General features: G+C 71.6%; 19 protein-coding genes. 13 read left to right on the top strand and 6 right to left on the bottom strand.

Annotation, left to right across the window (positions count from 1 at the left end; translation table 11 throughout):
* Nucleotides 1-67: 67 nt before the first annotated feature.
* From AB0I66_RS30775 to AB0I66_RS30765, 3 genes are all read left to right on the top strand, one after another.
* Nucleotides 68-1,543 carry an FAD-dependent monooxygenase gene (locus AB0I66_RS30775; protein ID WP_363211236.1) on the top strand — a complete coding sequence of 492 codons (1,476 nt, stop codon included), beginning with the start codon at nucleotides 68-70 and terminating at the stop codon, nucleotides 1,541-1,543.
* 277 nt (nucleotides 1,544-1,820) lie between these two features.
* A complete protein-coding gene (locus AB0I66_RS30770; RefSeq protein WP_363211552.1) occupies nucleotides 1,821-2,696 on the top strand; it encodes a DMT family transporter in 876 nt (291 codons plus the stop codon).
* 51 nt (nucleotides 2,697-2,747) lie between these two features.
* On the top strand, nucleotides 2,748-3,668 hold the full coding sequence (locus AB0I66_RS30765; protein ID WP_363211235.1) for a LysR family transcriptional regulator: 921 nt from the start codon (nucleotides 2,748-2,750) through the stop codon (nucleotides 3,666-3,668).
* A gap of 379 nt (nucleotides 3,669-4,047) precedes the next feature.
* Here the strand turns inward: AB0I66_RS30765 and pepN are convergent, their stop codons facing one another.
* Nucleotides 4,048-6,615, bottom strand: a complete 2,568-nt coding sequence (pepN, locus tag AB0I66_RS30760; RefSeq protein ID WP_363211234.1) for an aminopeptidase N — start codon at nucleotides 6,613-6,615, stop codon at nucleotides 4,048-4,050.
* Nucleotides 6,616-6,842: 227 nt separating this feature from the next.
* Between pepN and AB0I66_RS30755 the strand changes: the two genes are divergently transcribed.
* Nucleotides 6,843-8,090, top strand: a complete 1,248-nt coding sequence (locus AB0I66_RS30755; RefSeq protein ID WP_363211233.1) for a flavin-dependent oxidoreductase — start codon at nucleotides 6,843-6,845, stop codon at nucleotides 8,088-8,090.
* Between the two features lie 255 nt (nucleotides 8,091-8,345).
* Entirely contained in the window at nucleotides 8,346-8,852 is a 507-nt protein-coding gene (locus AB0I66_RS30750) for a DUF1203 domain-containing protein (protein ID WP_363211232.1), read from the top strand.
* 22 nt (nucleotides 8,853-8,874) lie between these two features.
* Here the strand turns inward: AB0I66_RS30750 and AB0I66_RS30745 are convergent, their stop codons facing one another.
* Nucleotides 8,875-9,741 (bottom strand): LysR family transcriptional regulator, encoded by an 867-nt coding sequence (locus tag AB0I66_RS30745; RefSeq protein ID WP_363211231.1) that lies wholly within the window; start codon nucleotides 9,739-9,741, stop codon nucleotides 8,875-8,877.
* 89 nt (nucleotides 9,742-9,830) lie between these two features.
* On the opposite strand from AB0I66_RS30745, the gene AB0I66_RS30740 reads away from it, so the two are divergent.
* Nucleotides 9,831-11,099, top strand: coding sequence for an MFS transporter (locus AB0I66_RS30740; RefSeq protein ID WP_363211230.1), 1,269 nt, complete (start codon nucleotides 9,831-9,833; stop codon nucleotides 11,097-11,099).
* Here AB0I66_RS30740 and AB0I66_RS30735 read toward each other — a convergent pair.
* On the bottom strand, nucleotides 11,089-12,105 hold the full coding sequence (locus AB0I66_RS30735) for an aspartate-semialdehyde dehydrogenase (protein ID WP_363211229.1): 1,017 nt from the start codon (nucleotides 12,103-12,105) through the stop codon (nucleotides 11,089-11,091). The genes AB0I66_RS30740 and AB0I66_RS30735 overlap by 11 nt on opposite strands.
* Before the next feature lie 183 nt (nucleotides 12,106-12,288).
* Here AB0I66_RS30735 and AB0I66_RS30730 point away from each other — a divergent pair, with 183 nt between their 5' ends.
* Together AB0I66_RS30730 and AB0I66_RS30725 are read left to right on the top strand one after the other, a co-directional pair.
* The gene (locus tag AB0I66_RS30730) at nucleotides 12,289-12,816 is read left to right on the top strand and encodes a sigma-70 family RNA polymerase sigma factor (protein WP_363211228.1); all 528 of its coding nucleotides are present in this window, start codon (nucleotides 12,289-12,291) and stop codon (nucleotides 12,814-12,816) included.
* A gap of 2 nt (nucleotides 12,817-12,818) precedes the next feature.
* Nucleotides 12,819-13,568, top strand: a complete 750-nt coding sequence (locus AB0I66_RS30725; RefSeq protein ID WP_363211227.1) for a hypothetical protein — start codon at nucleotides 12,819-12,821, stop codon at nucleotides 13,566-13,568.
* 75 nt (nucleotides 13,569-13,643) lie between these two features.
* Here AB0I66_RS30725 and AB0I66_RS30720 read toward each other — a convergent pair whose 3' ends face one another.
* Both AB0I66_RS30720 and AB0I66_RS30715 read right to left on the bottom strand, forming a co-directional pair.
* Entirely contained in the window at nucleotides 13,644-16,943 is a 3,300-nt protein-coding gene (locus AB0I66_RS30720) for a S8 family serine peptidase (protein ID WP_363211226.1), read from the bottom strand.
* 184 nt (nucleotides 16,944-17,127) lie between these two features.
* Nucleotides 17,128-17,676, bottom strand: coding sequence for a CGNR zinc finger domain-containing protein (locus AB0I66_RS30715; RefSeq protein ID WP_363211225.1), 549 nt, complete (start codon nucleotides 17,674-17,676; stop codon nucleotides 17,128-17,130).
* A gap of 126 nt (nucleotides 17,677-17,802) precedes the next feature.
* Between AB0I66_RS30715 and AB0I66_RS30710 the strand changes: the two genes are divergently transcribed.
* The 5 genes from AB0I66_RS30710 (at nucleotide 17,803) to AB0I66_RS30690 (ending at nucleotide 23,039) form a co-directional block, all read left to right on the top strand.
* A complete protein-coding gene (locus AB0I66_RS30710) occupies nucleotides 17,803-18,255 on the top strand; it encodes a VOC family protein (protein WP_363211224.1) in 453 nt (150 codons plus the stop codon).
* A 113-nt stretch (nucleotides 18,256-18,368) separates the two neighbouring features.
* Complete coding sequence (locus AB0I66_RS30705) at nucleotides 18,369-19,262, top strand: pyridoxamine 5'-phosphate oxidase family protein (RefSeq protein ID WP_363211223.1); 894 nt, start codon at nucleotides 18,369-18,371, stop codon at nucleotides 19,260-19,262.
* A 9-nt stretch (nucleotides 19,263-19,271) separates the two neighbouring features.
* Entirely contained in the window at nucleotides 19,272-19,727 is a 456-nt protein-coding gene (locus tag AB0I66_RS30700; RefSeq protein ID WP_363211222.1) for an NUDIX hydrolase, read from the top strand.
* Nucleotides 19,728-19,972: 245 nt separating this feature from the next.
* Complete coding sequence (locus AB0I66_RS30695) at nucleotides 19,973-21,754, top strand: TIGR03767 family metallophosphoesterase (protein ID WP_363211221.1); 1,782 nt, start codon at nucleotides 19,973-19,975, stop codon at nucleotides 21,752-21,754.
* A 103-nt stretch (nucleotides 21,755-21,857) separates the two neighbouring features.
* Complete coding sequence (locus tag AB0I66_RS30690) at nucleotides 21,858-23,039, top strand: serine hydrolase domain-containing protein (RefSeq protein ID WP_363211220.1); 1,182 nt, start codon at nucleotides 21,858-21,860, stop codon at nucleotides 23,037-23,039.
* 51 nt (nucleotides 23,040-23,090) lie between these two features.
* On the opposite strand, the gene AB0I66_RS30685 is transcribed toward AB0I66_RS30690, so the two are convergent.
* Nucleotides 23,091-24,146, bottom strand: coding sequence for a hypothetical protein (locus AB0I66_RS30685; RefSeq protein ID WP_363211219.1), 1,056 nt, complete (start codon nucleotides 24,144-24,146; stop codon nucleotides 23,091-23,093).
* Between the last annotated feature and the right edge of the window lie 84 nt (nucleotides 24,147-24,230).

Below are 24,230 nucleotides of genomic sequence, written 5' to 3'. Positions count from 1 at the left end.
TCCATGACGGCGGTCCTACGTTAGCCAACAAGCGTTGACCAACAGCTGTTGGCACAAGGAGGCCGTCATGAACGGAACACAGGACACGACCGGCACCGCGAGCCCCGCTGTGATCGTCGTCGGCTCCGGCCCCACCGGGCTGCTGCTCGCCGGGGACCTGGCCGCCGCGGGCGTTCCCGTCACCCTGCTCGAAAAGCGGCCGCACGAGATCAGCAACCTCTCGCGCGCCCTGGTGCTGCACGCCCGCACCCTCGAACAGCTCGACGCGCGCGGCCTCGCCGACGAACTGGAGGCCAAGGGCCGGACGCTCGACCGCCTGCGCCTCTTCGCCCACCTCGACGTGGGCCTCGACAAGCTGCACTCGCGCTACAACCACCTCCTGGTCCTGCCGCAGTACGAGGTCGAGCGAGTCCTTGAGCGGCGGGCCATCGCGGCCGGCGTCGACTTCCGCTTCGAGTGCGAGGTCACCGGGCTCGCCCAGGACGCGGACGGCGTGAACCTCGAGGTCCGGGGTCCCGACGGCGGGTCGAGCACGCACAGGGCCGCGTACGTCGTCGGCGCCGACGGCCTGCACAGCCCGGTCCGCAAGGCCATCGGCCTGCCCTTCCCCGGGAAGTCCGCCATCCGCTCGCTCGTGCTCGCCGACGTGAAGCTCGCCGAGAAGCCCGCGTCGGTCCTCACGGTGAACGCGGCCGGAGACGCCTTCGCCTTCATCGCGCCCTTCGCCGACGGCTATTACCGCGTCATCGGCTGGAACCGCGCGCACAACGTCCCCGACAGCGAGCCCCTCGACCTCGAAGAGGTCAAGGAGATCACCCGGCTCGCGCTCGGCCACGACTACGGCATGCACGACGCCCGCTGGATGTCCCGCTTCCACAGCGACGAGCGCCAGGCGCCGGCGTATCGCGTCGGCCGGGTCTTCCTCGCCGGGGACGCCGCGCACGTCCACACCCCGGCGGGCGCACAGGGCATGAACACCGGACTGCAGGACGCGGTGAACCTGAGCTGGAAGCTGGTGGCGGCGGTCCAGGGCCGCGCCTCGGACGGCCTGTTGGACACCTACCAGGCCGAGCGGCACCCCATCGGCAAGGCGGTCCTGCGCAGCAGCGGCGGGATCGTGCGGCTCGCGATGGCCAAGCGCCCCTGGTCGATCGCGGGCCGCGCCGCCCTCGCGTCGTTCATCAGCGCCGTGCGCCCGGTCCGCGAGAAGGCGATCGGCCAGATCACCGGCATCGGCTACCACTACCCCGCCCCAAAGGGCGCCCACCGCATGACCGGTCACCGCGCGCCGGACATCGCGCTCAGGGAGGGGCGGCTCTACGAGGCGCTGCGCGAGGGCCGGTTCGTGCTGATCGCCCCGGAGGGCGCGGACTGCAAGGAGAGCGACGGGGCGGGACGCGCGGTGGTGACGCACTGGGCGAGTGACCGGCGTACGACCGTCCTTGTCCGTCCCGACGGGTACGTGGCGTGGGCGGCGGACGAGGCGGAGGCGGGGGATCTGCGGGCGGCGTTGGAGGGGTGGGGGGCGGAGGCTGCGGTCTGAGGGGGCGGGGCGGTCGGCAGCCGACACTGTTCAGTACAACTTAAAAGATGTCTCGAAAAGATTCGATGGACCTGATGGGTGCGGGGGTGTGAAGGTAATCCCGCAACCAACCAAGTGATCCCCGCCGGGTGGTGTGTACCCCGGCGGGGATCGTGCGTTCCCGGGACCCCCGGGAGAGAGGCAAGGGATATCAGTGACTGTCCTGGACCGGACGACCCCCATCCCCACCACGTCGAGGCCGACGGCGGCGAGCAAGGCACAGCGGGCCGCGGGCCCCATCGGCCTCGGTCTCGCCCTCGCGGCACTCGCCACCGTCGTCTGGTCGGGCAGCTTCGTCACCTCGCGTGCCCTCGCCGACAGCGTGCCGCCCGTTCAGCACGCGTTCTGGCGGTGGATCATCGCGATCGTGGCGGTGGCGCCCTTCGCGGCGCGTCAGGCGTGGCGGCAGCGGGCCGTTCTCCGCGCGCACCTCCGCTTCCTGCTCGTCGCCGCGCTCCTCGGCGTCACCATCTACAACACCCTGGTCAACCAGGCGGGCGTCACCACCACCGCCGGCAACATGGGCATGATCATGGCGGCGTCGCCCGTCCTGATGGCGGTGTACGAACGCCTCGGCGGCGCGAGGCTCGGGGCGCGCCGGGTGACGGGCATGCTGATCGCCTGCGCGGGCGTCCTGATCCTGGTGTCCGGGGGCTCGCTCTCCATGGACTTCGCGGTGGGCGACCTGTGGGTGATCGCGGGGGCGCTGGCCTTCGGCTCGTACAGCGCGCTGCTCAAGCGGAAGCCCGCGGAGATCGACGGGCTGCCGTTCCTCTTCGCGACGTTCGTGCTCGGCGCGCTGATGCTGCTGCCGGTGTTCGTGGCGAGCTTCGTGCTCCAGGGCGGCTTCACGCCGACCGTCGGGACGGTCTCGCCGCTCCTGTACGTCGGTGTCGTCTCGTCCGCGATCGCCTTCTTCGCCTGGAACAAGGCGATCTCGATCATCGGCGCGGCCCGCGCCGGGGTCATCTACTACCTCCAGCCGGTGTGCGTCGCGCTGCTCTCCTTCGCGGTGCTCGGCGAGGCCATGGGGTGGCTGCAGGTGCTGTGCATGGGGCTGATCCTGGGCGGGGTGGTGCTGGGTGCGGCGCGGGGCGCGGCGCGTGCGAAGTAGGGGGTGCGGTCGGTGGGATCACCACTCTCGACCAGTCGGTACGTTGACTCCATGAGCGAGTGGGACATCAAGAAGCTGCAGATTTTGCGTACGTTGAGCGAGCGGGGCACGGTCACCGCGACGGCGCGGACGCTGCAGATGACGCCGTCGGCGGTGTCGCAGCAACTGTCCAACCTCGCCAAGCAGCTGGGGGTGCCGCTCCTGGAGGCACATGGGCGGCGGGTGCGCCTCACGGACGCGGCGCATCTCGTCCTCCGTCACGCGGAGGCGGTCTTCGCCCAACTGGAGCGTGCGGACGCGGAGTTGGCGGCGTACGCGCAGGGCGAGGCGGGGGAGGTGCGGGTCGGGGCCTTCTCCACGGCGGTGCCCGCGCTCGTCGTGCCGGCGGTGCGGGAGCTGCGGGCCGCGGCGCCGGGGATCTCGGTGCGGGTCCGTGAGGTGGAGGCGGCGGAGGCGTACGAGCTCCTTGCCGCGGGGGAGGTGGACGTGGCCCTCTCGCTCGCGGTGACGGCGCCGGCCGCGGCGGACGCGGACACGCGCTTCACTCGGGAGTCACTGCTCGCCGATCCGCTGGACGTGGCGCTTCCCGGGGAGCATCCGCTGGCGGCGGTGGAGGGGCTCCGGCTCGCTGATCTGGCCGGCGAGCCATGGATCTTCGGGGGCAGCGGGCCCTGGTCGGAGATCACGCGGGCGGCGTGCGAGGGGGCGGGGTTCACTCCTGAGCAGGCGCATTCCGCCTCCGGCTGGACGGCGATCCTCGCGATGGTGGAGGCGGGGATGGGGGTCGCCCTCGTCCCCCGCATGGCCGCGGTGCGTCGTGACGGCGTGACGATGCGGACCTTGACCGAGGATCGGCCCCGTCGCCACGTGGTGGCGGCGGTGCGGCGGGGGGCGGCGGGCGGAGCGGGGGTCAGCAGGGTCTTGTCGGCGTTGCGCGGCGCGGTTCCCCTGCGGGGGGCTGGGGCGGAGTAGGGGCTCGCCTGCGGGGCGGCGCCGCCCTTCCCGCGCTACGCGCGGACCTTTCCCACCCACCCACCCACCCGTTTGCCCCGCAGTGGACAGGGGGCCGATTGCCCGGCAGTGGATGGGGGCCGAATGCCCCGTAGGGGGTGGGGCAAGTCCTTTGTCTGCGGGCCGCAGTGCCCCCTCCCGCGCTTCGCGCGAATGCTCCCCGCCCACCCACCCGTTCACCCCGCAGCCACGGGGCAAACGGGTGGGTGGGCGGGAAAAAATCGCGCGAAGCGCGCCTAGGGCGAATACGGCCGGCAGCCGGACTCCATCGGGGAGGGCCGGGGCCGGGGGTGCGGTACCCCCGGCCCCGCCAAACACCGCCCCCCCCGCCCGGCAAGGGCTACGCGTCGGCCGTCTGTGCCCGCAAGGCTCGTTCCACGCCCGCCCGGGATTCCGTGATCAGGCGGTGGAGGGCCGCTGACGGGGTCGCCGAGGTCAGCCACGCGTCCGTGGCGTCCAGGGTGGACTGGGAGATCTGGAGCGACGGGTACAGGCCCACCGCGATCTGCTGGGCCATCTCGTGGGAACGGGATTCCCACGCACCCTTGACCGCCGCGAAGAACTTCTCCGTGTACGGCGCGAGGAGTTCCCGCTGGTCCGTCTGGACGAAGCCGCCGATCACGGACTCCTGGATCGCGTTCGGGAGCTTGTCGGACTCGACGACGGAGGCCCACGCCTCCGCCTTCGCCTCCGGCGTGGGCCGCGCCGCCCGCGCCGCGGCGGCGTGCCGCTCGCCCGCGGCCGTCTTGTCCCGGTCGAGCTCCGCCGCGATACCCGCCTCGTCGAGCCGCCCCGTCGCCGCGAGCCGGTGCACGAACGCCCAGCGCAGCTCCGTGTCCACCGCCAGGCCCTCGACCGACTGCTTGCCCGACACCAGCTCTTCGAGCAGCGTCAGCTGTTCATCCGTACGTGCCGCCGCCGCGAACGCACGTGCCCACGCCAGCTGGTGGTCGCTGCCCGGCGCCGCAGCACGCAGGTGCGTGAGCGTCGCCTCGGTCCAGCGGGCCAGCGCCTCGTCCCGCCGCGCCGGAGCCGCGTACAGCTCCAGGGCCAGCTTCACCTGGCGGTGCAGGGACTGGACGACCCCGATGTCCGACTCCTTGGCGATGCCGGAGAGGACGAGGGAGAGGTACTCCCGCGTGGGAAGCTCCGCGTCCCGCGTCATGTCCCATGCCGACGCCCACGAGAGCGCCCTCGGCAGCGACGCCTCGAAGTCACCGATGTGCTCCGTCACGAACGCGAGCGACTCCGCGTCCATGCGGACCTTCGCGTACGAGAGGTCGTCGTCGTTCAGGAGGATCACCGCGGGGCGCTTGCGGCCCACCAGCTCGTCCACCGCCGTCAGTTCGCCGTCCACGTCCAGTTCCACGCGGTCCGTGCGGAGGAGTTTGCCCGACTCGTCATCCAGGTCGTACAGGCCGATCGCGATCCGGTGGGGGCGCAGCGTCGGCTCGCCCTTCGCGCCCGCGGGAAGGGCCGGGGCCTCCTGCTTCACCGCGAACGACGTGATCCTGCCGGACGTGTCGACGTCCACCACCGGACGCAGGACGTTGATGCCCGCCGTCTCCAGCCACTTCTTCGACCAGGTCTTCAGGTCGCGCCCACTGGTCTCCTCAAGCGCGCCGAGCAGATCGGACAAGCGCGTGTTCCCGAACGCGTGCGCCTTGAAGTAGGCCTGCACGCCCCGGAAGAACTCGTCCTCACCGACGTACGCCACGAGCTGCTTCAGGACGCTCGCGCCCTTCGCGTACGTGATGCCGTCGAAGTTGACCAGGACGTCGTCGAGGTCGCGGATGTCCGCCATGATCGGGTGCGTCGAGGGCAGCTGGTCCTGGCGGTACGCCCACGTCTTCATGGAGTTGGCGAACGTCGTCCAGGAGTGCGGCCAGCGCGAGTTCTCCGCGTACGCCTGGCAGGCGATGGACGTGTACGTGGCGAACGACTCGTTCAGCCACAGGTCGTTCCACCACTCCATCGTCACCAGGTCGCCGAACCACATGTGGGCCAGCTCGTGGAGGATGGTCTCCGCGCGCGTCTCGTACGCCGCGTCCGTCACCTTCGAACGGAACACGTACTGGTCACGGATGGTCACCGCGCCCGCGTTCTCCATCGCGCCCGCGTTGAACTCCGGCACGAAGAGCTGGTCGTACTTGGCGAAGGGGTACGCGTAGTCGAACTTCTCCTGGAACCAGTCGAAGCCCTGCCGGGTGACCTCGAAGATCGCGTCCGAGTCGAGGAACTCGGCCAGCGAGGGACGGCAGTAGATGCCGAGGGGAACCGACTGGCCCCCAGGACCCTCGTATGAGCTGTGGACCGAGTGATACGGACCGACGATGAGCGCCGTGATGTACGTCGACATCCGCGGCGTGGGCTCGAAGACCCAGACGTCACCGCTGGGCTCGGGGGTCGGCGAATTCGAGATGACCGTCCAGCCGGACGGTGCCTTCACGGTGAACTGGAACGTCGCCTTCAGGTCGGGCTGCTCGAACGACGCGAAGACACGGCGCGCGTCGGGCACCTCGAACTGCGTGTAGAGGTAGGCCTGTTCGTCGACCGGGTCGACGAAACGGTGCAGGCCCTCGCCGGTGTTGGTGTAGTCGCAGTCGGCGACCACCTTCAGCTCGTTGGGCCCCGCCTCCAGGTGCTTCAGCGCGATCCGCGAGTCGCGGAAGACGGCGGCGACGTCCAGCGAGTGGCCGTTCAGGACGACCTCGTGGACGGCGGGGGCCACCAGGTCGATGAACGTCTCGGCGCCCGCCTCCGCGGAGTCGAAGCGCACCGTGGTCACCGACCGGTAGGTGCCGCCCGCTTGCGCGCCGGAGAGGTCGAGGTCGATCTCGTACGAGTCAACGGTGAGCAGCTTCGCCCGCTGCTGCGCCTCTTCGCGGGTCAGATTGGTGCCGGGCACGCGGTCATCTCCTCAGGAACGTCAGGTACGACTTGTGGCGTTTCCGGCCATCCTTCCACGTGGGTCCGCGGACGTGACCGGGCATGGTCCATGGACCGCCACGCGGCATTGTTCGCGGGCCGGGGTGCCGCTAGCATCCGCGCGTCGACACACGCCCCGGGGGGAGCGTTCATGGGAGACCGACGGGCACCGCGATCTGCGCGATTACCCGGTGCGGGGTGCGCCGCATGATCGACGTTCTGGTCGCGGGAGCGGGGATCGGCGGGCTCACCACCGCGCTCAGCCTGCACGCGGCGGGCATCGGGGTACGGGTCATCGACGCGGTGGACGCGCTGCGGCCCGTCGGCGTCGGCATCAACCTCCTGCCGCACGCGGTAAGGGAGTTGACGGAGCTCGGCCTCGGCGCCGAGCTGGCGGCCACGGCAGTGCCGACGGCCGAGACGATCCACTTCGACCGGCACGGCAACTACATCTGGGGCGAGCCGCTCGGCCTCGCGCGCGGCCACCACTGGCCGCAGTACTCCCTGCACCGCGGGGCGCTGCACTTGATCCTCCTCGACGCGGTGCGCGACCGCCTCGGCGAGAACGCCGTCCAGACCGGTATCGCCTTCGTGCGGTACGCGGAGCCCGAGGTGTCGGGGGCGCTGCGGGTGACCCTGCGGGACGTGCGGCGCGGGCGGGAGTTCGCGGTGCCGGTACGGGCCCTGGTCGGCGCCGACGGCCTGTACTCGGCGGTGCGGGCGCGGCTGCACCCGGGGGAGGGGCCGCCGCTGTGGAACGGCATCCGGATGTGGCGGGGCGTCACCGAGTGGGACCCGGTCCTCGGCGGCCGGGCGATGGCGTTCGCGGGCAGCAACGCGACCGCGAAGCTCGTCGTCTACCCGATCTCGCGGGAGGCGGAGACGCGGGGGCGTGCGCTGCTCAACTGGGTGGCGGAGGTGCGGTTCCCGGTCCATCACCACGGGTCGCCCGGCCCCGTGGACTGGAACCGCTCGGGTCGCCTCTCCGACGTCCTTCCGCACTTCTCCGGGTGGCGGATCGGGGACCTGGACGTGCCCGCTCTGCTTGCGGCGACCGGGTCGACGGCGCGGATCCTCGAGTACCCGATGGTGGACCGGGACCCGCTGCCCTGGTGGGGGCGCGGGTCCGTGACCCTGCTGGGTGACGCGGCTCATCCGATGTACCCGGTGGGGTCGAGCGGCGGCTCGGAGGCGGTGCTCGACGCGCGGGCGCTCGCGCGGTGCGTGGCCCTTGCCGGGGCGGACCGGGTGGCCGGGCTGCGCGCCTACGAGGCGGAGCGGTGGGCCCCCGCCAACGCGGTGGCGCTCGCCAATCGGGCGATGCCGGTGGACGAGGTCCTCCGGGCGGTCGCGGAGAGGGCGCCGGAGGGGTTCGCGCGGGTGGAGGACGTGTTGACGGGGGAGGAGTTGGCGGGGCTGGGGGAGGGGTATCGGCGGATGCGGGGGGCTTGGTAGCGGTTTTTTCGTCCCCAACCCCGCCCCTTCCCAAAAACCCGCTCGGCGCGGGGGCCTTGCCGTCATCACCGGCTTCGCCGAGTTCGTCCTCAATCGCCGGACGGGCTGAGATTTCCCCGGCCGGGGAAAACTTTCAGCCGTCCGGCGATTGAGGACGCCCCCGCGCAGCGGGTTTTCGGGAAGGGGCGGGGTGGGGGACATTGAACGTCTGAAATCCGCCAGCCCCACACCACCCCCACGCGCGACCCTCGACCCATGACCGCAACGACCTACGCCCCCCTCCCGATCGACCCCGCCGCCCTCAAGCAACTCCGCGAATCCGACGACGCCGGCCGCCCCTGCCAGCCCTACGTGGACCCGGAGGGAGGCGACCCCCTCCGCTGCTGTCTCCGCCCCGTCGCCCCCGGCGAGAACATCGCCCTCGTCTCGTACGCCCCCCTGCGCCGCTGGGCAGCGGAGACCGGCGTCAACCCCGGTGCCTACGACGAGCAGGGCCCCGTCTTCATCCACGCGGAGGAGTGCGACGGCCCGGCGGCAAGCGGCGCCGAGTACCCCTTCGCCCGGCCCGGAGCCCTGCGCACCCTCCGCCGCTACAACGCCGAAGGCCGCATCGTCGGTGGCCGTCTGATGGAGATCCCGGACCCGGCGACGCAAGGCTTCGACGCCGCCTTCGCGGAGGCCTTCGCCGACCCGGAGGTCGCCCTCGTGCACGTCAGGGCCGTGGAGTACGGCTGCTTCCACTTCGAGGTCCGCCGACCCTAGGGGGCGAGGCGACGCGCAGCCCTCAGGAAATCTCCCCCAACGCCCGCGCGAACGCCCGCACCCGCTCCGTCTCCGCGTCCCCCCGCCACACCATCCCGAGGACGGAGTCCGGCACCCCCTCCACCGGCACGAACGTCACGTCACGTCGGCCGTGGTACTCCGCCGTGGGGCGGCACAGCAGCATCGCCCCGCGTTCGGCCGCCACCAGCGTCAGCCCCTCCTGGAGGGTGCGCACCTCCGGTGCCGAAACGGAGGACGGAGCCTGCGCCGCCCGCCAGTACGCGGGCGCCGGGGCCGCCGCCGAGATCAGCGGGGTCCCGGTCAGCTCGCAGGCCCGCAGCGACGCGCGGCCCGCGAAGGGATGGCGTACCGACACCGCGACCGTCTGCTGCTGGCGGGAGAAGAGCGGGCCGAGCACCAGGTCGGGCTCCTCGACGGGCAGCAGCACGATCGCCGTGTCCACGTCCCCGTGCCGCACCGCCCCGAAGGGGTCGGAGAACGGGATCTCCACGATCTCCGTCACACAGCCCGGGTGCCGCTCCTGGAATTCGGTGATCGCCCGCATCAGCCGGGCGTCCGCCGTCCCCTGGAAGCCGATCCGCAGCCGCCCGCTGACCCCGCGCGCCGACTCCCGCGCCGCGTCCACCGTGGCGCTCAACGCCTCGTACGCCGGGCGCAGTTCGGCGAGGAACCGCTCACCCGCCGGAGTCAGCCGCACCCGACGGCTCGACCGCTCCACGAGCCGCGTGCCGATCCGCCGCTCCAGGTCCCGCAGGAGCTGGCTGACGCGGCTCTGCGAGACGTAGAGCCGCTCGCCCGCGCGGCCGAAGTGCAACTCGTCGGCGAGCGCGATGAAGCACTCCAGCTCGCGTGTCTCCAGCACCGGCACTCGCACCCCCTCATCGATGAGCCTCGCTCATTCAAGGATGAGATCTTCGCCGTTGTTCCCGACAGGGCCCCCGGCGAAGGCTTGACCTCATGAAAGCCACCTCGATCACACGCCCCGAACCCGCCCTGCCGCGGCGTTCCCTGCCCCTTTCCGTTCTCACCGTCGCCGCCACCACCTTTTCCGTCGTCACCACGGAGATGCTGCCGGTCGGCCTCCTCACCTCGCTCTCCGCGGGGCTCGGCGTCTCCGACGGGACCGCGGGCCTGACCGTCACGCTGCCCGGCGTGGTCGCGGCGCTCGCCGCCCTGCTGCTGCCCGTCGCCGTGCGGCGCGCCGACCGGCGGACGGTGCTGTGCGTCCTGATGGTCCTGCTCGCCGCCGCCAATCTCCTCTCCGCGCTCGCGCCCGCCTTCGGCGTGCTGCTCGCCGCGCGGGTCCTCGTGGGGGTCTGCATCGGAGGCGTATGGGCCATCGCGGCCGGGCTCGGCGTACGGCTGGTGCGCGAGGAGGCCGCGGGACGGGCCACCACGGTGATCTTCAGCGGGATCGCCGTGGCCTCCGTGCTCGGTGTCCCCGCCGGTACGTTCCTCGGTGAACTCGCGGGCTGGCGCTGGGCGTTCGCGGTGATGGGCGCGTTCGCGCTCGCGGTCGCCGGGCTGCTCGCGGCGGTGCTGCCGCCGCTGCCCGCGTCGACGGCGGTACGGCTCGGCACGTTCCCCGGACTGCTGCGCGGCGCACGGCTGCGGGCGGGGCTCCTGGTGGTGCTGCTCCTGGTGACCGGGCACTTCGCCGCGTACACCTACGTACGCCCCGTCCTGGAGCGGGTGCCCGACCTGGGTGCCGGGCTGATCAGTGGGCTGCTTCTCGTCTACGGGATCGCGGGCATCGTCGGCAACTTCGCGGGCGGCGCGCTCGCGGCCCGCGACCCGCGCAGGGCGCTGCTCGCCATCTCCGCGGGACTCGCCGCCGTCGTCCTGCTGCTCGGGCCCGCGGGCGGCTCGCTCCTCGTCTCGGTGGCGCTGCTCGTCGGGTGGGGCCTGGCCTACGGCGGGGTCTCCGTCTCCGCGCAGCAGTGGGTCCTGGCCGCCGCGCCCGGTGCCCGCGAGGCGGCGTCGGCCCTCTTCGCCGGGGTCTTCAACGCGGCGATCGCCCTGGGCGCGCTGACCGGAGGGCTGGTCGCGGACGGCCTCGGGACCACGGACGTGCTGTGGCTCGGGGGCGGACTCGCGGCGCTCGCGCTGCTCGTCGTGGCGTACGCGGGCCGCGGCGTACGCGGCGTACGCGAAGGGGCGGGCACCGACCAGAAGTCGGTGCCCGCCCCCGACGGCGTACGGGACGGGAAGAGCGTCAGCCCTTGAGCTCGGCCGCCACCAGCTCCGCGATCTGCACCGCGTTCAGCGCGGCGCCCTTGCGGAGGTTGTCGTCGGAGATGAAGAAGGCCAGGCCGTTCTCCACCGTCTCGTCGTTACGGATACGGCCCACGAAGGCGTCGTCCTTGCCCGCGGCGACCAGCGGGGTCGGGACGTCGGTGAGGACGACGCCCTCGGCCTTCGCGAGGATCTCGGTGGCGCGCTCGGGGCTCAGCGGACGCTCGAAGCGGGCGTTGACCTGCAGGGAGTGTCCGGTGAAGACCGGCACGCGGACGCAGGTGCCGGAGACCTTGAGGTCCGGGACCTCGAGGATCTTGCGGGATTCGTTGCGGAGCTTCTGCTCCTCGTCGGTCTCGTTCAGGCCGTCGTCGACGATGGAGCCGGCCATCGGCAGGACGTTGTACGCGATCGGCGCGACGTACTTGTTCGGGGCGGGGAACTCCGTCGCCGAACCGTCGTGCGTCAGCTTGGGGCCGTCGTCGCCGACCTTCTTGACCTGGTCGAACAGCTCGTCGACACCGGCGAGACCCGAGCCGGAGACGGCCTGGTAGGTCGCCACGACGAGCGCGGTGAGCCCGGCCTCCAGGTGCAGCGGCTTCAGGACCGGCATGGCGGCCATCGTCGTGCAGTTCGGGTTGGCGATGATGCCCTTGGGGCGGTTCGCGATCGCGTGCGGGTTGACCTCGGAGACGACGAGGGGGACCTCGGGGTCCATCCGCCAGGCCGAGGAGTTGTCGATCACGACGGGGCCCTGCGAGGCGACCTTCTCGGCCAGCGCCTTGGAGGTGGCGCCGCCCGCCGAGAACAGGACGATGTCGAGGCCGCTGTAGTCGGCCGTGGAGGCGTCCTCGACCGTGACACCGTCGAGCTGCGAACCGGCCGAGCGGGCCGAGGCGAACAGGCGCAGCTCGTCCACCGGGAAGTCCCGCTCGACGAGGATCTTGCGCATGACCGTGCCGACCTGACCGGTGGCTCCGACGATTCCGACCTTCACAGGGATGTCCTCCGTATGTGCATGGGCATAGGCGTTGGCCTGTGCGTTCCATCATGCGTCTGTCCACGGCCGCCTTGTCCAATCCATTGTCCGAAGTTCGGGATGTCACATTCCCGTGGCCCCGCGTCGAACGTTTCGGCAGCTCCCGGCGTCCTAGGGGAAACGTGGGGACGGGAGGGTGTCTTGCTGCGCGGAAAAACGCGACGGGACCGGCGGGAGAGGGCCGATCCGCTCGACGCGGACCAGGAGGACCGGGTGCGGGCGGTGCTCGCGCTCGGCGGTGTGCCGCACGCCGATCTGCCCGACGGCGTCCAGCAGGTCAGGCTCAAGCTCCTGGAGCGGGCCGCGGACGGGCGGGACGCGCCGCGCGACGTGTCGGCGTGGGCGGCGGTGGTCGCCTCCAACCTCGCCATGGACTGGCACCGGGCGCGCCGCAGGCAGGAGCGGCTCGGTGAGCGGCTCGCCGTGCTGTGGCGGGAGGCGACGGACGAGGACGGGGCGGAGTCACGGGCGCTCTCGATGGCCGTGACCCAGGGCCTCGACACGCTGCCCGCCACCCAGCGGCAGGTCGTCGTGCTGCGTTTCTACGCGGATCTGCCGGTCCGGGCGATAGCGGACGAACTGGGCATTCCGGAGGGCACGGTCAAGAGCAGGCTGCACACGGCGGTACGGGTCCTGCGGACGCGGCTGCACGAGGGCGAGGTGGTGTGAGGGTGTCCGAGGACGAGTACGCATACGAAGACGACGCGCTGATGCTCGCCCTCATGGGCGAGCCCGCGCCCGGGGCCCCTGGACATGATCTGGAGCACGCCGCGGCTGTGGCGGACATCGCATTGCTCCGGGAGCACATCGGGGTGGCCGGCCGCGCGCTCGCGGCACCCGCGCCGGTGCCGGAACCGGACCGGTCGGCGGCGCCGGTACGCCCCGCGGGGATGCGGCGGCGGCGCGTGACGATGGCGCTGGGCCTCGCCGCGGCCGCGGCGGCCGTCTCGCTGGTCGGCGGGGCCGCCTGGCTCGCGATCGAGAGCGGGGGCGGGATCAACAAGAGCGCCGGCGACTCCGACGCGGCGAAGGGGGCGGCGCCGGAAGCGGGGGACGAGGACAGGGCGGGGGGCGCGGACCAGAAGACCGGGTCCTACGTGCCCTGCGCCCGGCTCATAGTCGAGGGCACGGTGAAACGGGTCGAGCCGGTCCCCGGCGGCGTCCAGGACCGGATCGTCCTGGACGTGACCCGCTACTACAAGCCGAGCCGGGGGGCCGGCCAGGTCACGTTCGTGATGGACGTGAACGTGGATCCGCGCCTGCGGCCCGGCGACCGCACCCTGATCGGCATTTCGAAGGGGGAGGCGTCGCCGGACATCTGGTCCAACAAGAAGGCGGACATCGCCAGGGACCGGGCCTGGATCGAGCGCGAACTGCGCCAGGAGAAGGACCGGGGCAAGGGCAAGGAGATGACGTGCTGAGCGAAGGCTGAACACGCACGTCGGCCGGGCCGGAAGAGCTCCGGCCCGGCCGACGTTCTCGGCAGGAAGGGACCGCTACGGGGTGACCTTCTCGATTAGTACGCTGCCGGTGCCCGCGACCGTGCCGCGCCCGTTCAGGAGAGACACCTCGCCGAACAGCTGGCGCCCCTCGGCCGCGGGCGCGTCCGCCGCGACCTCGGCGGACACCTGTGCCGAGGCGCCGTTCGCCAGCTTCACCGGCGCCGACTCGTCGACCTTCACCGAGCCGAGCGCGCCCGAGAAGAAGACGTCACGGTAGTCGTACGCGGTGGTGCCGGACGGGATCGAGTAGCCGGCCACCTCGATCTCGTACGTGCCCGCCGCCGGCTTGGTGATGCTGACCGACTCCTCGGAGTCGCCGTCCGCCGACGAACCGACGACCGCGCCGTCCTTGGAGACCGACAGGTCGAGGTCGGCGGCGGTGTCCGCGGGCGAGCCGATGGCGACGTCGAGCCGCTCCGCGCCCTCGGGCACGACCACGGTCGTCGTCTGCGTCTCACCCTGCTTGATCGACGGCTTCGCCGCCTTCGCGGAGCCGAGCGGGCCGCCCTTCAACTTGCCGTCCACCGCGGCGAAGTTGTTGGTGACCTTCCAGGAGACGGGCGCCGGAGTACCGACCTTCGCCTCCGGCACGGTCTGCACGGCGGGGTCAAAGGCGACACCCAGCGTGGAGACGTCCAGCTTGTAGGGGTTGTCCAGGAGCGGGGACGTCCTGCGCGACTCGACCTCGATCTCCCACACGCCCGGCTGCGGCTCGGGGTACGAACGCAGGTCGGGGCGGCAGGTGTTGGCCGGGTTCTCGTAGTTGGCGTAGCACGTCAGCGACGAGGTCGAGTCGACCGGAACGCCGTACGGGTGCACCGCGATGAACCGCGTCTGGCTCTTGCCCTTCAGGCCGCCGAGCGCCACCTCCAGGGACTTGGCGCCCTTGGGGACCGTCACGAAGTACGACTCGGTGCTGTTGCGCTGCACGGAGTCGGACGCCGAGAAGGTGTACGCGGGCTTGGCGAGCGGCTTTGAGACGACGACCGTCGACATGATCTGCTGGTCGATGCCCTCGGAGCGCTCGTCGTCGACGGTCAGGATCGCGCTGTGCAGACCGGCGGACTTGGCCTTCGCCTGGACCTTGACGGTGACCGGCTTGTTCAGGGGCAGCGTCACCGCGCCCTTGCCGAGCAGCTCGAAGGTGCGCTCGTGGTTGTTGACCAGGTCCAGCTCGTGGCGGATGCCGCGGTCCGGGCCCGAGGTGCGGGTGACCGTGACGTCGTACGTCCGCTTCTGGCCGGTCTTCAGGCCGCCCTCACGGTCGTAGATGCCGGTGCCGGGCTTCTTCAGCTCCTGCTCCAGGGCGGTGTCGACCGGGGCGCTCACCGTGTACGTGTGCGCCTTCGCGTCGTCCTCGATGGCGTTCCAGGCGTCGACCACGTTGATCAGGCCGGTGCCCTGCGCGTACGCCTGCTCGCCCTTGATGCGGTCCGCGGTGGAGGTCAGCGCCGTGCGCAGCTTCGCCGGGGTCAGGTCGACGTCCTCGCGCTTGGCGGCGGAGAGCAGCAGCGCCGAGGCGCCCGCGGCCTGCGGGGACGCCATCGACGTACCCTGCAACATCGAGTAGCCGGCCGGCAGTTGGTAGCCGGCCTCGGCGACCGGGGAGCCCGGCAGCCAGGTCTGCGTGGTGTTGATGGCCGAGCCGGGCGCCGAGATGATCGGCGCGAAGCCGCCGTCCTCACGCGGGCCGCGCGAGGAGAAGGGCATCATCGCGTACTTCTTCTCCACGGCGGAGCCGTAGTTGGCGGCCCAGGTCTCCTTGGAGATGGCGGCGCCGACGGAGATGACCTTGTCCGCGAGGCTGGGGTCGCCGATGGTGTTCGCGCCGGGGCCGGAGTTGCCCGCGGAGATCACCAGCTGCACGCCGTAGGTGTCGATGAGGCGCGTGTAGAGCGCGGCGCGCGCGTTGTTGCCGTCGTTCAGCGCCGGGAGGCCGCCGATCGACATGTTCACGATGTCGACGCCGCGCTTGGTGACGAGGTCGATCATGCCCTCGGTGAGCGCGACGTTCGTGCAGCCGCCGGTCCAGGTGCAGGCGCGCGAGGAGACCAGCTTGGCGCCGGGCGCCGCGCCGTTCATCTTGCCGCCGAACAGGCCGTTGGCCGCGGTGATGCCCGCGACGTGCGTGCCGTGCTCGGACTCGATGACGCCGATGTTGACGAAGTCGGCCTTCTTACCGACCCAGTCGCCGCCGTACGGGTCGGTCGGGACGTCCTTGCGGATCTCGACGACGAAGGGGACGCGCTCGACGACGTCGGTCGCCGGGTCGTCCTTGCCGAAGTAGGCGACCTGGTGGCCGTCCTTGTACGGCTTCATCGTCTCGTCGTCGGTGAAGTCGTTGTTGTCGTTCAGGTCGACCCGCACGGTGCCGGCGGCCGGGTCGTACAGGACGCCCCAGCTGTCGGTGGTGTCGCCGTCACGGTTGATGTCGCCCTTGGCGTCGCCGCCGGTGGTGGCCGACTCGCGGAAGCGGTTGACCTGGAAGGTGCCCGCGGGGGCCTTCCACGACTCGCTGTCCCAGGTGAAGACCGGGCCCGTGACGGGGTTGGTCATCCGCCGCCAGGTGCCGTCGGCGTCCACGATCGGGTCGGTCGCGGTCACCCAGTCGGTGATCTTCCGCTCGCCCGTGGTGGTCTTCCGGAGCGCCGGGTGCCCCAGGTCGACGCCGGAGTCCAGGATGCCGATGGTGGTGCCGCGGCCGTCCGCCTTCGGGTGCTTCTTCACGAAGTCGACGGCGCCCGTCTCGAAGGACGGGTTGTACGGGTTCTTCGCCGGGGTCTTCTTGCCGGGCCCGGCGTATGTCCCCTCGGCCGCCTTCTTCGCGCCCTTGGCGCGGTCCGCGGCGGGCGTCGGGTCGTCCAGTTCGATCTCGTGCCGCAGGTCGATGCCCTGCACGGACGACAGCTTGCCCGCCGCCTCGATGGCGGCCTCGGCCTTGCCGGTGGGCACGGTGGCGCGTACATAGCCGAGCTTGTCGTACGTCCGGCCGACGGAACCGCCCTTGACGGCGTCGAGCTGGTCGGCGACCTGCTCGGTGGCGCCCGGCGCGGTGGCGACCATCATCGTGACGGTCTTCTCGCCCTCCGCCTGCGCTTCGGCGAGGAGGTCGGCGTCGGCCGAACCCAGCTTCTTCGCGGCGGACTTGGGGGTGGTCTGGCCCCCGGGGTCGCCGGGGCCCCCGTCGGCCGCGAGGGCCATGGGTATGGGCCCGGCGGCGGAGAGCGCGGCGGTCAGGCCGACGGCTATCGCGAGACGGGTCGTGCGTCTAGCACTGGATCTGTGCATCAGCATCCCTGTACGTAAAGGTCGAAAAGGTCCGGAATCCGGAACCGGATGACCGCTCAGCTTTACGTAAGTGACAGCTGTTTGGGGAGAGTTGTCGGGCCACGATCGTCGCGTGACGCAATCCCGCCATGCGCCATCGGCGACATAGCGGGTGATTTCCTCGGACTCAGGGGGTCACGGGGAGCTAGGTCTAGGCCTCACGACCGCGCGCGTAATGGCGCGAGGCCTTCGCCCGGTTTCCGCAGGCGGCCATGGAGCACCACCGGCGCGTGCCGTTCCGTGACGTGTCGAAGAAGTGCAGGATGCACGCCTCGTGGGCGCAGGGCCTGATCCGGTCCGGCGCGGCGGCGAGCAGCGTCAGATAGTCCCGTGCCGCCAGCCAGGCGGCACCCCATGCCGGGTCCTTGAACTCGGGCTCCTCGCCCGGCCCCGCGGCGGACAGGGTCGCCCGGATCCGCCCGTGTCCGAGGATCTTGTTGACGCGGGCGACCCCCGCGGCGGCGTCCGGGCCGTCCACGACGGCGGAGATCGCTTCGCGCGCCCGCACCACGTTCTGCAGCGTGGTCTCGTCCGCGCCGAACCGGTCGTCGAGTCCGTTGGCGGCGAGCCAGACGGCAAGGCCCTCGGTGTCGGCCAGCAGGTCCTGGCGCACGCCGTCCGCCATCCACCGGGTGTTGAGCAGGTCGAGGGAGAGCGGCTCGCCGACGAGCGGGCGGGGGTCGCGGGGCGTGGCGGTCATGGTGACTCCCTTCGAAGCTAACCAGCAAAGAGTACGTGACCGGTTGACGCTCCCGAGTCTAACCACTAACGTCACATTCAACGGTTAGCCCGCGTGGGGCGGGCCATCGTCGACAAGGGGAGAGTCATGACCGCGACCAGCACACTCCGCACCGGCCACATCGGTCTGAACGTCACGGACATCGAGCGCTCGCTCGCCTTCTACCGCGACGTCATCGGCTACGGCGTGCTCGGCGAGGGCAAGGAGGAGGGCCGCAGATTCGCCTTCCTGGGGCAGGACGGAACCCTCGCGCTCACGCTCTGGCAGCAGGCGGACGCGCCGTACGCGGCGGGGAACGCGGGCCTGCATCACCTGGCGATCGAGGTCGAGACCGTCGAGCAGGTCCGCGCGTACGAGAGCGCCCTGCGCGCGTACGGCGTGGAGTTCGCCTACGAGGGGGTCGTGCCGCACGGCGAGGGCGCCACGTCCGGCGGCATCTTCTTCCATGACCCGGACGGCACCCGGCTCGAGATCTTTTCTGGCGTGGGCGCCTTGGGCCAGGCGCCGGTGGCGGATGCGCCTACCTGCGGGTTCTTCTAGCCCTTCTGGACCGGCCGCTTCGCGGCGGAATGCCGGTTGTGGGCCGCGGGCTGTCCGTGGCTGGTCGCGCAGTTCCCCGCGCCCCTTCGGGGCGCTCACCCGGCAGGAGTGTCATGACCCCGAACGCCCCCTATCACCAGGGCTCCCGCGCCGTTCAGGACCTCGTCGGCGTGCGGGAACTGGCCGACCACGTGGGCCGGTCCATAGGTGACGGCATCCGCCCCGTCGCCGCCGCCTTCCTGGAACTCCAGCCCATGCTGGTGATCGGCGGGGCGGACCCGGCGGGCGCCGTCCGGGCCTCGCTGCTCACCGGCGATCCCGGGTTCGTGCGGGCCACGGGGCCGCGCCAGGTGTCGGTCGCGGGCGGCTTGCGCCAGGCCGACCCCCTCGCGGAGGCCCTCGCTCAGGAGGGCACCCCCGTGGGCACGATCGCCCTGGACCCCCGCACCCGGCGCCGCATGCGGCTGAACGGACGGGCCCGCCCGACGCCGCGCGGCCTGGCGATCGAGGCCGACCAGGTCTTCTCCAACTGCCCGAAGTACATCCAGAAGCGGGACCTGCTGCCCGGCAGGCGCGAGACGGACCCCTCCGCCCCCAGCCGGGGAACCGCTCTCACCCCGGACCAGCGCGCCTTCGTCGCCGCCTCCGACACCTTCTTCCTCGCCACCGCCCACGCGCACGGCGCCGACGCCAGCCACCGGGGCGGCAACCCCGGCTTCGTCCAGGTCCCCTCCCCGCACGAACTCATCTGGCGGGACTACCCGGGCAACTCCATGTTCCTGTCCCTGGGCAATCTCACCGCCGACCCCCGCGCCGGCCTCCTCTTCTTCGACTGGACGACCGGCACCACGCTCCAGCTCACCGGCACGGCCCGCACCACCCACGCCGACGACGGGTCCCGCACCGTCCGCTTCACCCTCACCGAGGCGGTGCAGACCCTCGGCGCGAGCCCGTGGAGCTGGACCACTCCGGAGTACTCCCCTGCCAATCCCGGCCAAGGGGACTAGCGTCACTCTGTGCACAAAGAGCTCCGGGTGGCGGCCTACGCCGTATGCGTGCAGGACGGGCAGCTGCTCCTCGCTCGCTGGGTGGCGGGCGACGGCAGCAAGCGCTGGACGCTGCCCGGCGGCGGGATGGACCACGGAGAGGACCCGTACGACACGGTGATCCGTGAGGCCGACGAGGAGACGGGGTACGTCATCGAGCCCCGCGCGCTGCTCGGCGTCGACTCGCTGCGCCGCCGCTACCCGCGCAAGCTCGGAGCCGTCGCCGACTTCCACGGCCTGCGGATCGTCTACGAGGCGCGGATCACCGGCGGCGAGCTGCGTCACGAACAGGACGGCTCCACCGATCTCGCGGCCTGGCACGCGCTCGACGCCGTCGCCGGACTCGACCGGGTCGGCCTCGTCGACATCGGGCTCGACCTGTGGCGGACCCGGCCCGCCGACGGACACCCGGCGGTGCCCTCCTGAGGCTCCGCGGCGCCTTCCCTTCCCTGGAAGGTGAACATGGAGTGACCGCCTCCTCTCGCCCCGGAGAGGGGTGCGTGACCGCGGAGGGTACCGGCTGATCCACGTACGGTGATCGGCGTTGCCCGTTGCGGTCTCGTTAACGTGCAGGTCATCCCGGATGCCAACGATCCAGTAGAGCGGGAAATTCGCCTGGTGCGCAGCTCCCGCGACCACTGCCGACGCGTTCGCAACCGGGGAGACCGCGCATGCCGCGCATACGCTCTGTCGCCACCGCCGCCCAGTCCACCGCCCACACCGCCCTGTCCGCCGTGGACCGCCGGGCCTTCCTCGCGACCACCGGAGCCGTCTCCCTCTCCGCGGGCATCGGCTACGCACTGCGGCCCGGCACCAGCCATGCCGCCCCCAGCGGACCCGCCCCCGTCGCGCTCTCCCGGCAGGCGCCCGCCGCGCCCCTGATGCCCTACCGGGGCGGCACCACGCTGGCTGCCGTCGCCGCCCCGCGCGGCACCTCCGGCTACCGGCGGCTCGGCGACGGGCCCGCCTGGAGCCGGGTGGTCCGCGGCGACCTGGCCGCCGCCAAGAACGGCCGCGAGGGGCGGCGCACCCCGCTCGCCGCGTTCGTCCAGTTCACCGACCTGCACCTGGTCGACGTGCAGCATCCGCTGCGGTACGAGTACCTGCGCGCCCAGACGGCGAGCGCCTGGCGCCCGCAGGAGGCCCTCTCCGTGGCCGGCGCGGTCGCGCTCGTCGAGCGGGTCAACGCGCTGCGCGGCGCGCCCGCCACCGGATCGCCGCTGCACTGCGTGGTCACGACGGGCGACAACACCGACAACAACTCCCGCTCCGAGCTCGACTGGTTCCTCAAGACCATGAGCGGCGGCCGCATCAACCCCAACATCGGTGACCCGCGCCGCTACGAAGGCGTCCAGGACAGCGGCCTGAAGCTGTACTGGCACCCGGACGACGACCTGCGCGACTCCGACAAGGCCCTCGGCTTCCCGCGGGTCGACGGCTTCCTCGAAGCCGCGCTCCGCGAGGTCAACAGCCCCGGCCTCGGGCTCCCTTGGTATTCGACCGTCGGCAACCACGACGCGCTGCCCGGCGGCTGCTGGGGGCCCGGCGACTCGTACTTCTCCGAATTCGCTGTGGGCGGCCGCAAGTTGATGTCCCTGGACGAGCCGCGCGGCGCCGCCCTGTGGAAAGCCGTCAAGAAGGGCCGCGACCCCAAGGGCGCGCAGTTCAAGGAGCTCCTGAAGAGCGAGGCGCGCCGGATGCGCTCGGTCACCCCGGACGAGAGCCGCGCGCCCTTCACGCCCGCGGAGTACGTGCAGGCCCACCTCGACCCTGCGTACAAGGGTCACGGTCCCGCCGGGCACGGCTACACGCAGGAGAACCTCGATGCGGGAACGCAGTACTACTCCTTCCGCATCAGCGACGACGTTCTCGGCATCAGCCTGGACTCGACGGACCCGGGCGGCCACTACGAGGGCTCGCTCGGTACGTCGCAAATGGACTGGCTGGAACGCGAGTTGAAGGCGAACGAAGAGAAGGACGGCGGCGGGTCGTACGTCGTCGTCTTCAGCCACCACACCAGCCGGACCATGCGCAATCTGCGCCAGGACCCGGCGCGCCCGCGCGAGGGCAGGCACGGTGGGGACGAGATCATCACCCTGCTCGCCCGCCACCGTTCCGTCCTGGCCTGGGTCAACGGACACAGCCACAAGAACGACATCACCGCGCGCGAGACCCCGGACGGCTCCTTCTGGGAGATCTCCACGGCCTCGCACATCGATTTCCCGCAGCTGGCCCGTGTCGTGGAGCTGAGCGACAACCACGACGGCACGGTCTCCCTCTTCACCACCCTCATCGAGTCGTCGGCCCCGCACCGCACGGATTACGCCGATCTCTCCCAGACCGGCCTCGCCGCGCTCTACCGCGAGCTGTCCTTCAACGCCCCTGGTGCCAAGCCCGCACTCGGCGGTGAGCCGGGCGACCGAAACACGGAACTCCTCCTCAAGAAGGGCTGAAACCGGCTCAACCCGTCGGAGCCGGTCAACCTTCCCACCCGCCCCGCGAGTCCCTCCGGCCGTCCGAACGGCGTGAACAGAGCCGTGCACAGATGGGGGAGACATGTCAGCAGCACGCAGGAGAGGGCTTACGGGCGTGGCGGCGGGGGTGGCCATGGCCGTCGCGGCGGGAGCGTTCGCGGCACCCGCGTTCGCCGGGGCGTCCGGCGGCGGGCACGACGGTGGCCACGGGGACCGGCACCGGGCGACGCAGAAGGCGATGGAGGAGGCGGTCAACGCGAACGCCCCCGGCGTGACCGCGCAGGTCAGGGACAAGCACGGGACCTGGGACTCGGCCGCGGGCATCGGCGACCTCCGACGGCAGAGCCCGCGCGGCGCCCACGACCGCTACCGCGTCGGCAGCATCACCAAGACGTTCGTCTCGACGGTGATACTCCAGCTGGCGGCCGAGGGGGAGCTGAGCCTCGACGACAAGGTGGGCCGGTGGCTGCCGGGCGTGGTCGAGGGCAACGGACATGACGGCGACGCGATCACGGTGCGCCAGCTCCTCAACCACACGAGCGGGATCTACGACGTGCTGACCGACCCCGGCTACCAGAAGAAGATGTTCACCGAGCAGTTCCTCGAACACCGCTACGACACCTGGACCCCGCAGGAGCAGGTCGCCATCGCCATGCGCCACGAGCCGGACTTCGACCCGGGCAAGGGCTGGAACTACTCCAACACCAACTACATCCTCGCCGGCATGATCATCAAGAAGGTGACCGGGAAGTCGTACGGGCACGAGATCGAGCGCCGCATCATCGAGCCGCTCGGCCTGGACGCCACCAGCGTGCCGAAGACGGACCCCTCGATGCCGCAGCCGAGTTCACGGGCGTACATGAAGCTGTCGAAGGCCCCGGGCGCCAGGTTCCACGACGTGACGGAGCTCAATCCGACGATGGCGGGCTCGTCGGGCGGGATGATCTCCGACGCGGACGACCTGAACCGCTTCTACACGGCCCTGCTGCGCGGCAGGCTGCTGCCGAAGAAGCAGCTCGCCGAGATGAAGACGACCGTCCCGCAGAATGCGGACGAGCCTGATGGCGACGGGTACGGGCTCGGCCTGGTGAGCCGCGAGACTCCCTGCGGCACCGTGCTGTGGGGCAACGGCGGCGACATCCAGGGCTCGACGTCGATGACGCTGGTGACCGAGCGCGGCGGCCACGCGCTCTCGGCGAACTTCAACAGCCTGGACGGGGACCTCTTCGCGATCAGGGACGCGGAGTTCTGCAAGAAAAAGTGACGTGGCCGGCGGGGCCCGCCGTGCGGGTCCCGCCCCCCCTCACCGCGGCGGCTATCGCGGCAGCACGACCACATACGCCGCCGGGTCGCGATCACCCGACGCCATCAACGCCGTCCGCACGACCGTCGCCTGCTGTTCGAGGGACTCGCGCAGCTTCTTCGGCGTCAGGTGCACGACGGTGATGCCGAGCCGCTCCAAGTGCTCGCGCTTACGGGCGTATTCGGACCACAGGGCGTCGTCGTCCTCCCGGAACCCCTGCCGGGGCGCCCGGGTGTCCAGCTCGACGGCGACGGCGAGATCCGGCCAGTAGGCGTCGACGCCCCCGAGGTGCGGCCCACCGGGCAATCGCAGGTCGACGTTCCACAGCGGATCGGGCAGGGCGTGCTCGGTGACCATCCGGTACAGCCGGTCCTCGGCGATGGCCCGGCCCTCGGCGAGCAGTGAGTCCACCGCGTCCACGACATGCGGGCGGGTGAGCAGCTTCGCCTGGTTCAACTCCCTTACGACGGCCGCTGGTTCGCAGTGTCCGCCGCGCACCGCCTCGGTGAGGAGTCTGCGCACGGCGGCCGCCTCGGTGAGCCCCGCCACGGCGTCGGCGAGCGCGCGCGGCACCGGGGCCACCGGAACTCCGCCGATCTGTACGGCGGTCGGCAGGGCCGGGGTCCGCACGAGACGGGCGAAGCCGGTGGAGCGCAGCCGCCGGGTGCGCGGGACCAGGACGTCGATGCGGTCCAGGGAGAGCAGCGGGGGAGCCGACGAGAAGCGGTGCAGGGCGAGCGCCGCGAGCCCGGTGATCAGGGCGTCGGCGTACGGGGCGTGGGACTCGCCCGCGCCGGGCTGGGCGGGCACGGTCCTTGCGGCCTTGGCCGGCGGCCGTCCGGCGTACAACAGGGCGCCGTGCAGGCGCTCTTCACTGGTCGGCGGCCCCGGGTGCAGCAGGCAGACCCCCGGGAGCAGCTGCTGCCAGGGCCCCTCCGGGCGGCAGTGGGCGGCGGCATCGGCGGGGGAGACGCCGTGGGCGCGGAGCTGGGCGGTGCTCATCACGCGGCGCCGGACGTCGGCGAGGTGACGGAGGGGGCGGGGGGAGAGCGGGGTGTTGTGGTTCATGACCGGGCCATTCCCGCTGCTGATCCGCCCCCTAACCGCTGTTACACGTCCGTCGACATAACCGGACAACCCCGCACTAAAGTG

Origin of the sequence: Streptomyces sp. NPDC050439 (assembly GCF_040655335.1) — a bacterium.
Classification (GTDB): Bacteria; Actinomycetota; Actinomycetes; order Streptomycetales; family Streptomycetaceae; genus Streptomyces.
Note: the sequence above shows the minus strand (reverse complement) of the source record. Positions and strands in the feature narration are given on the sequence as shown.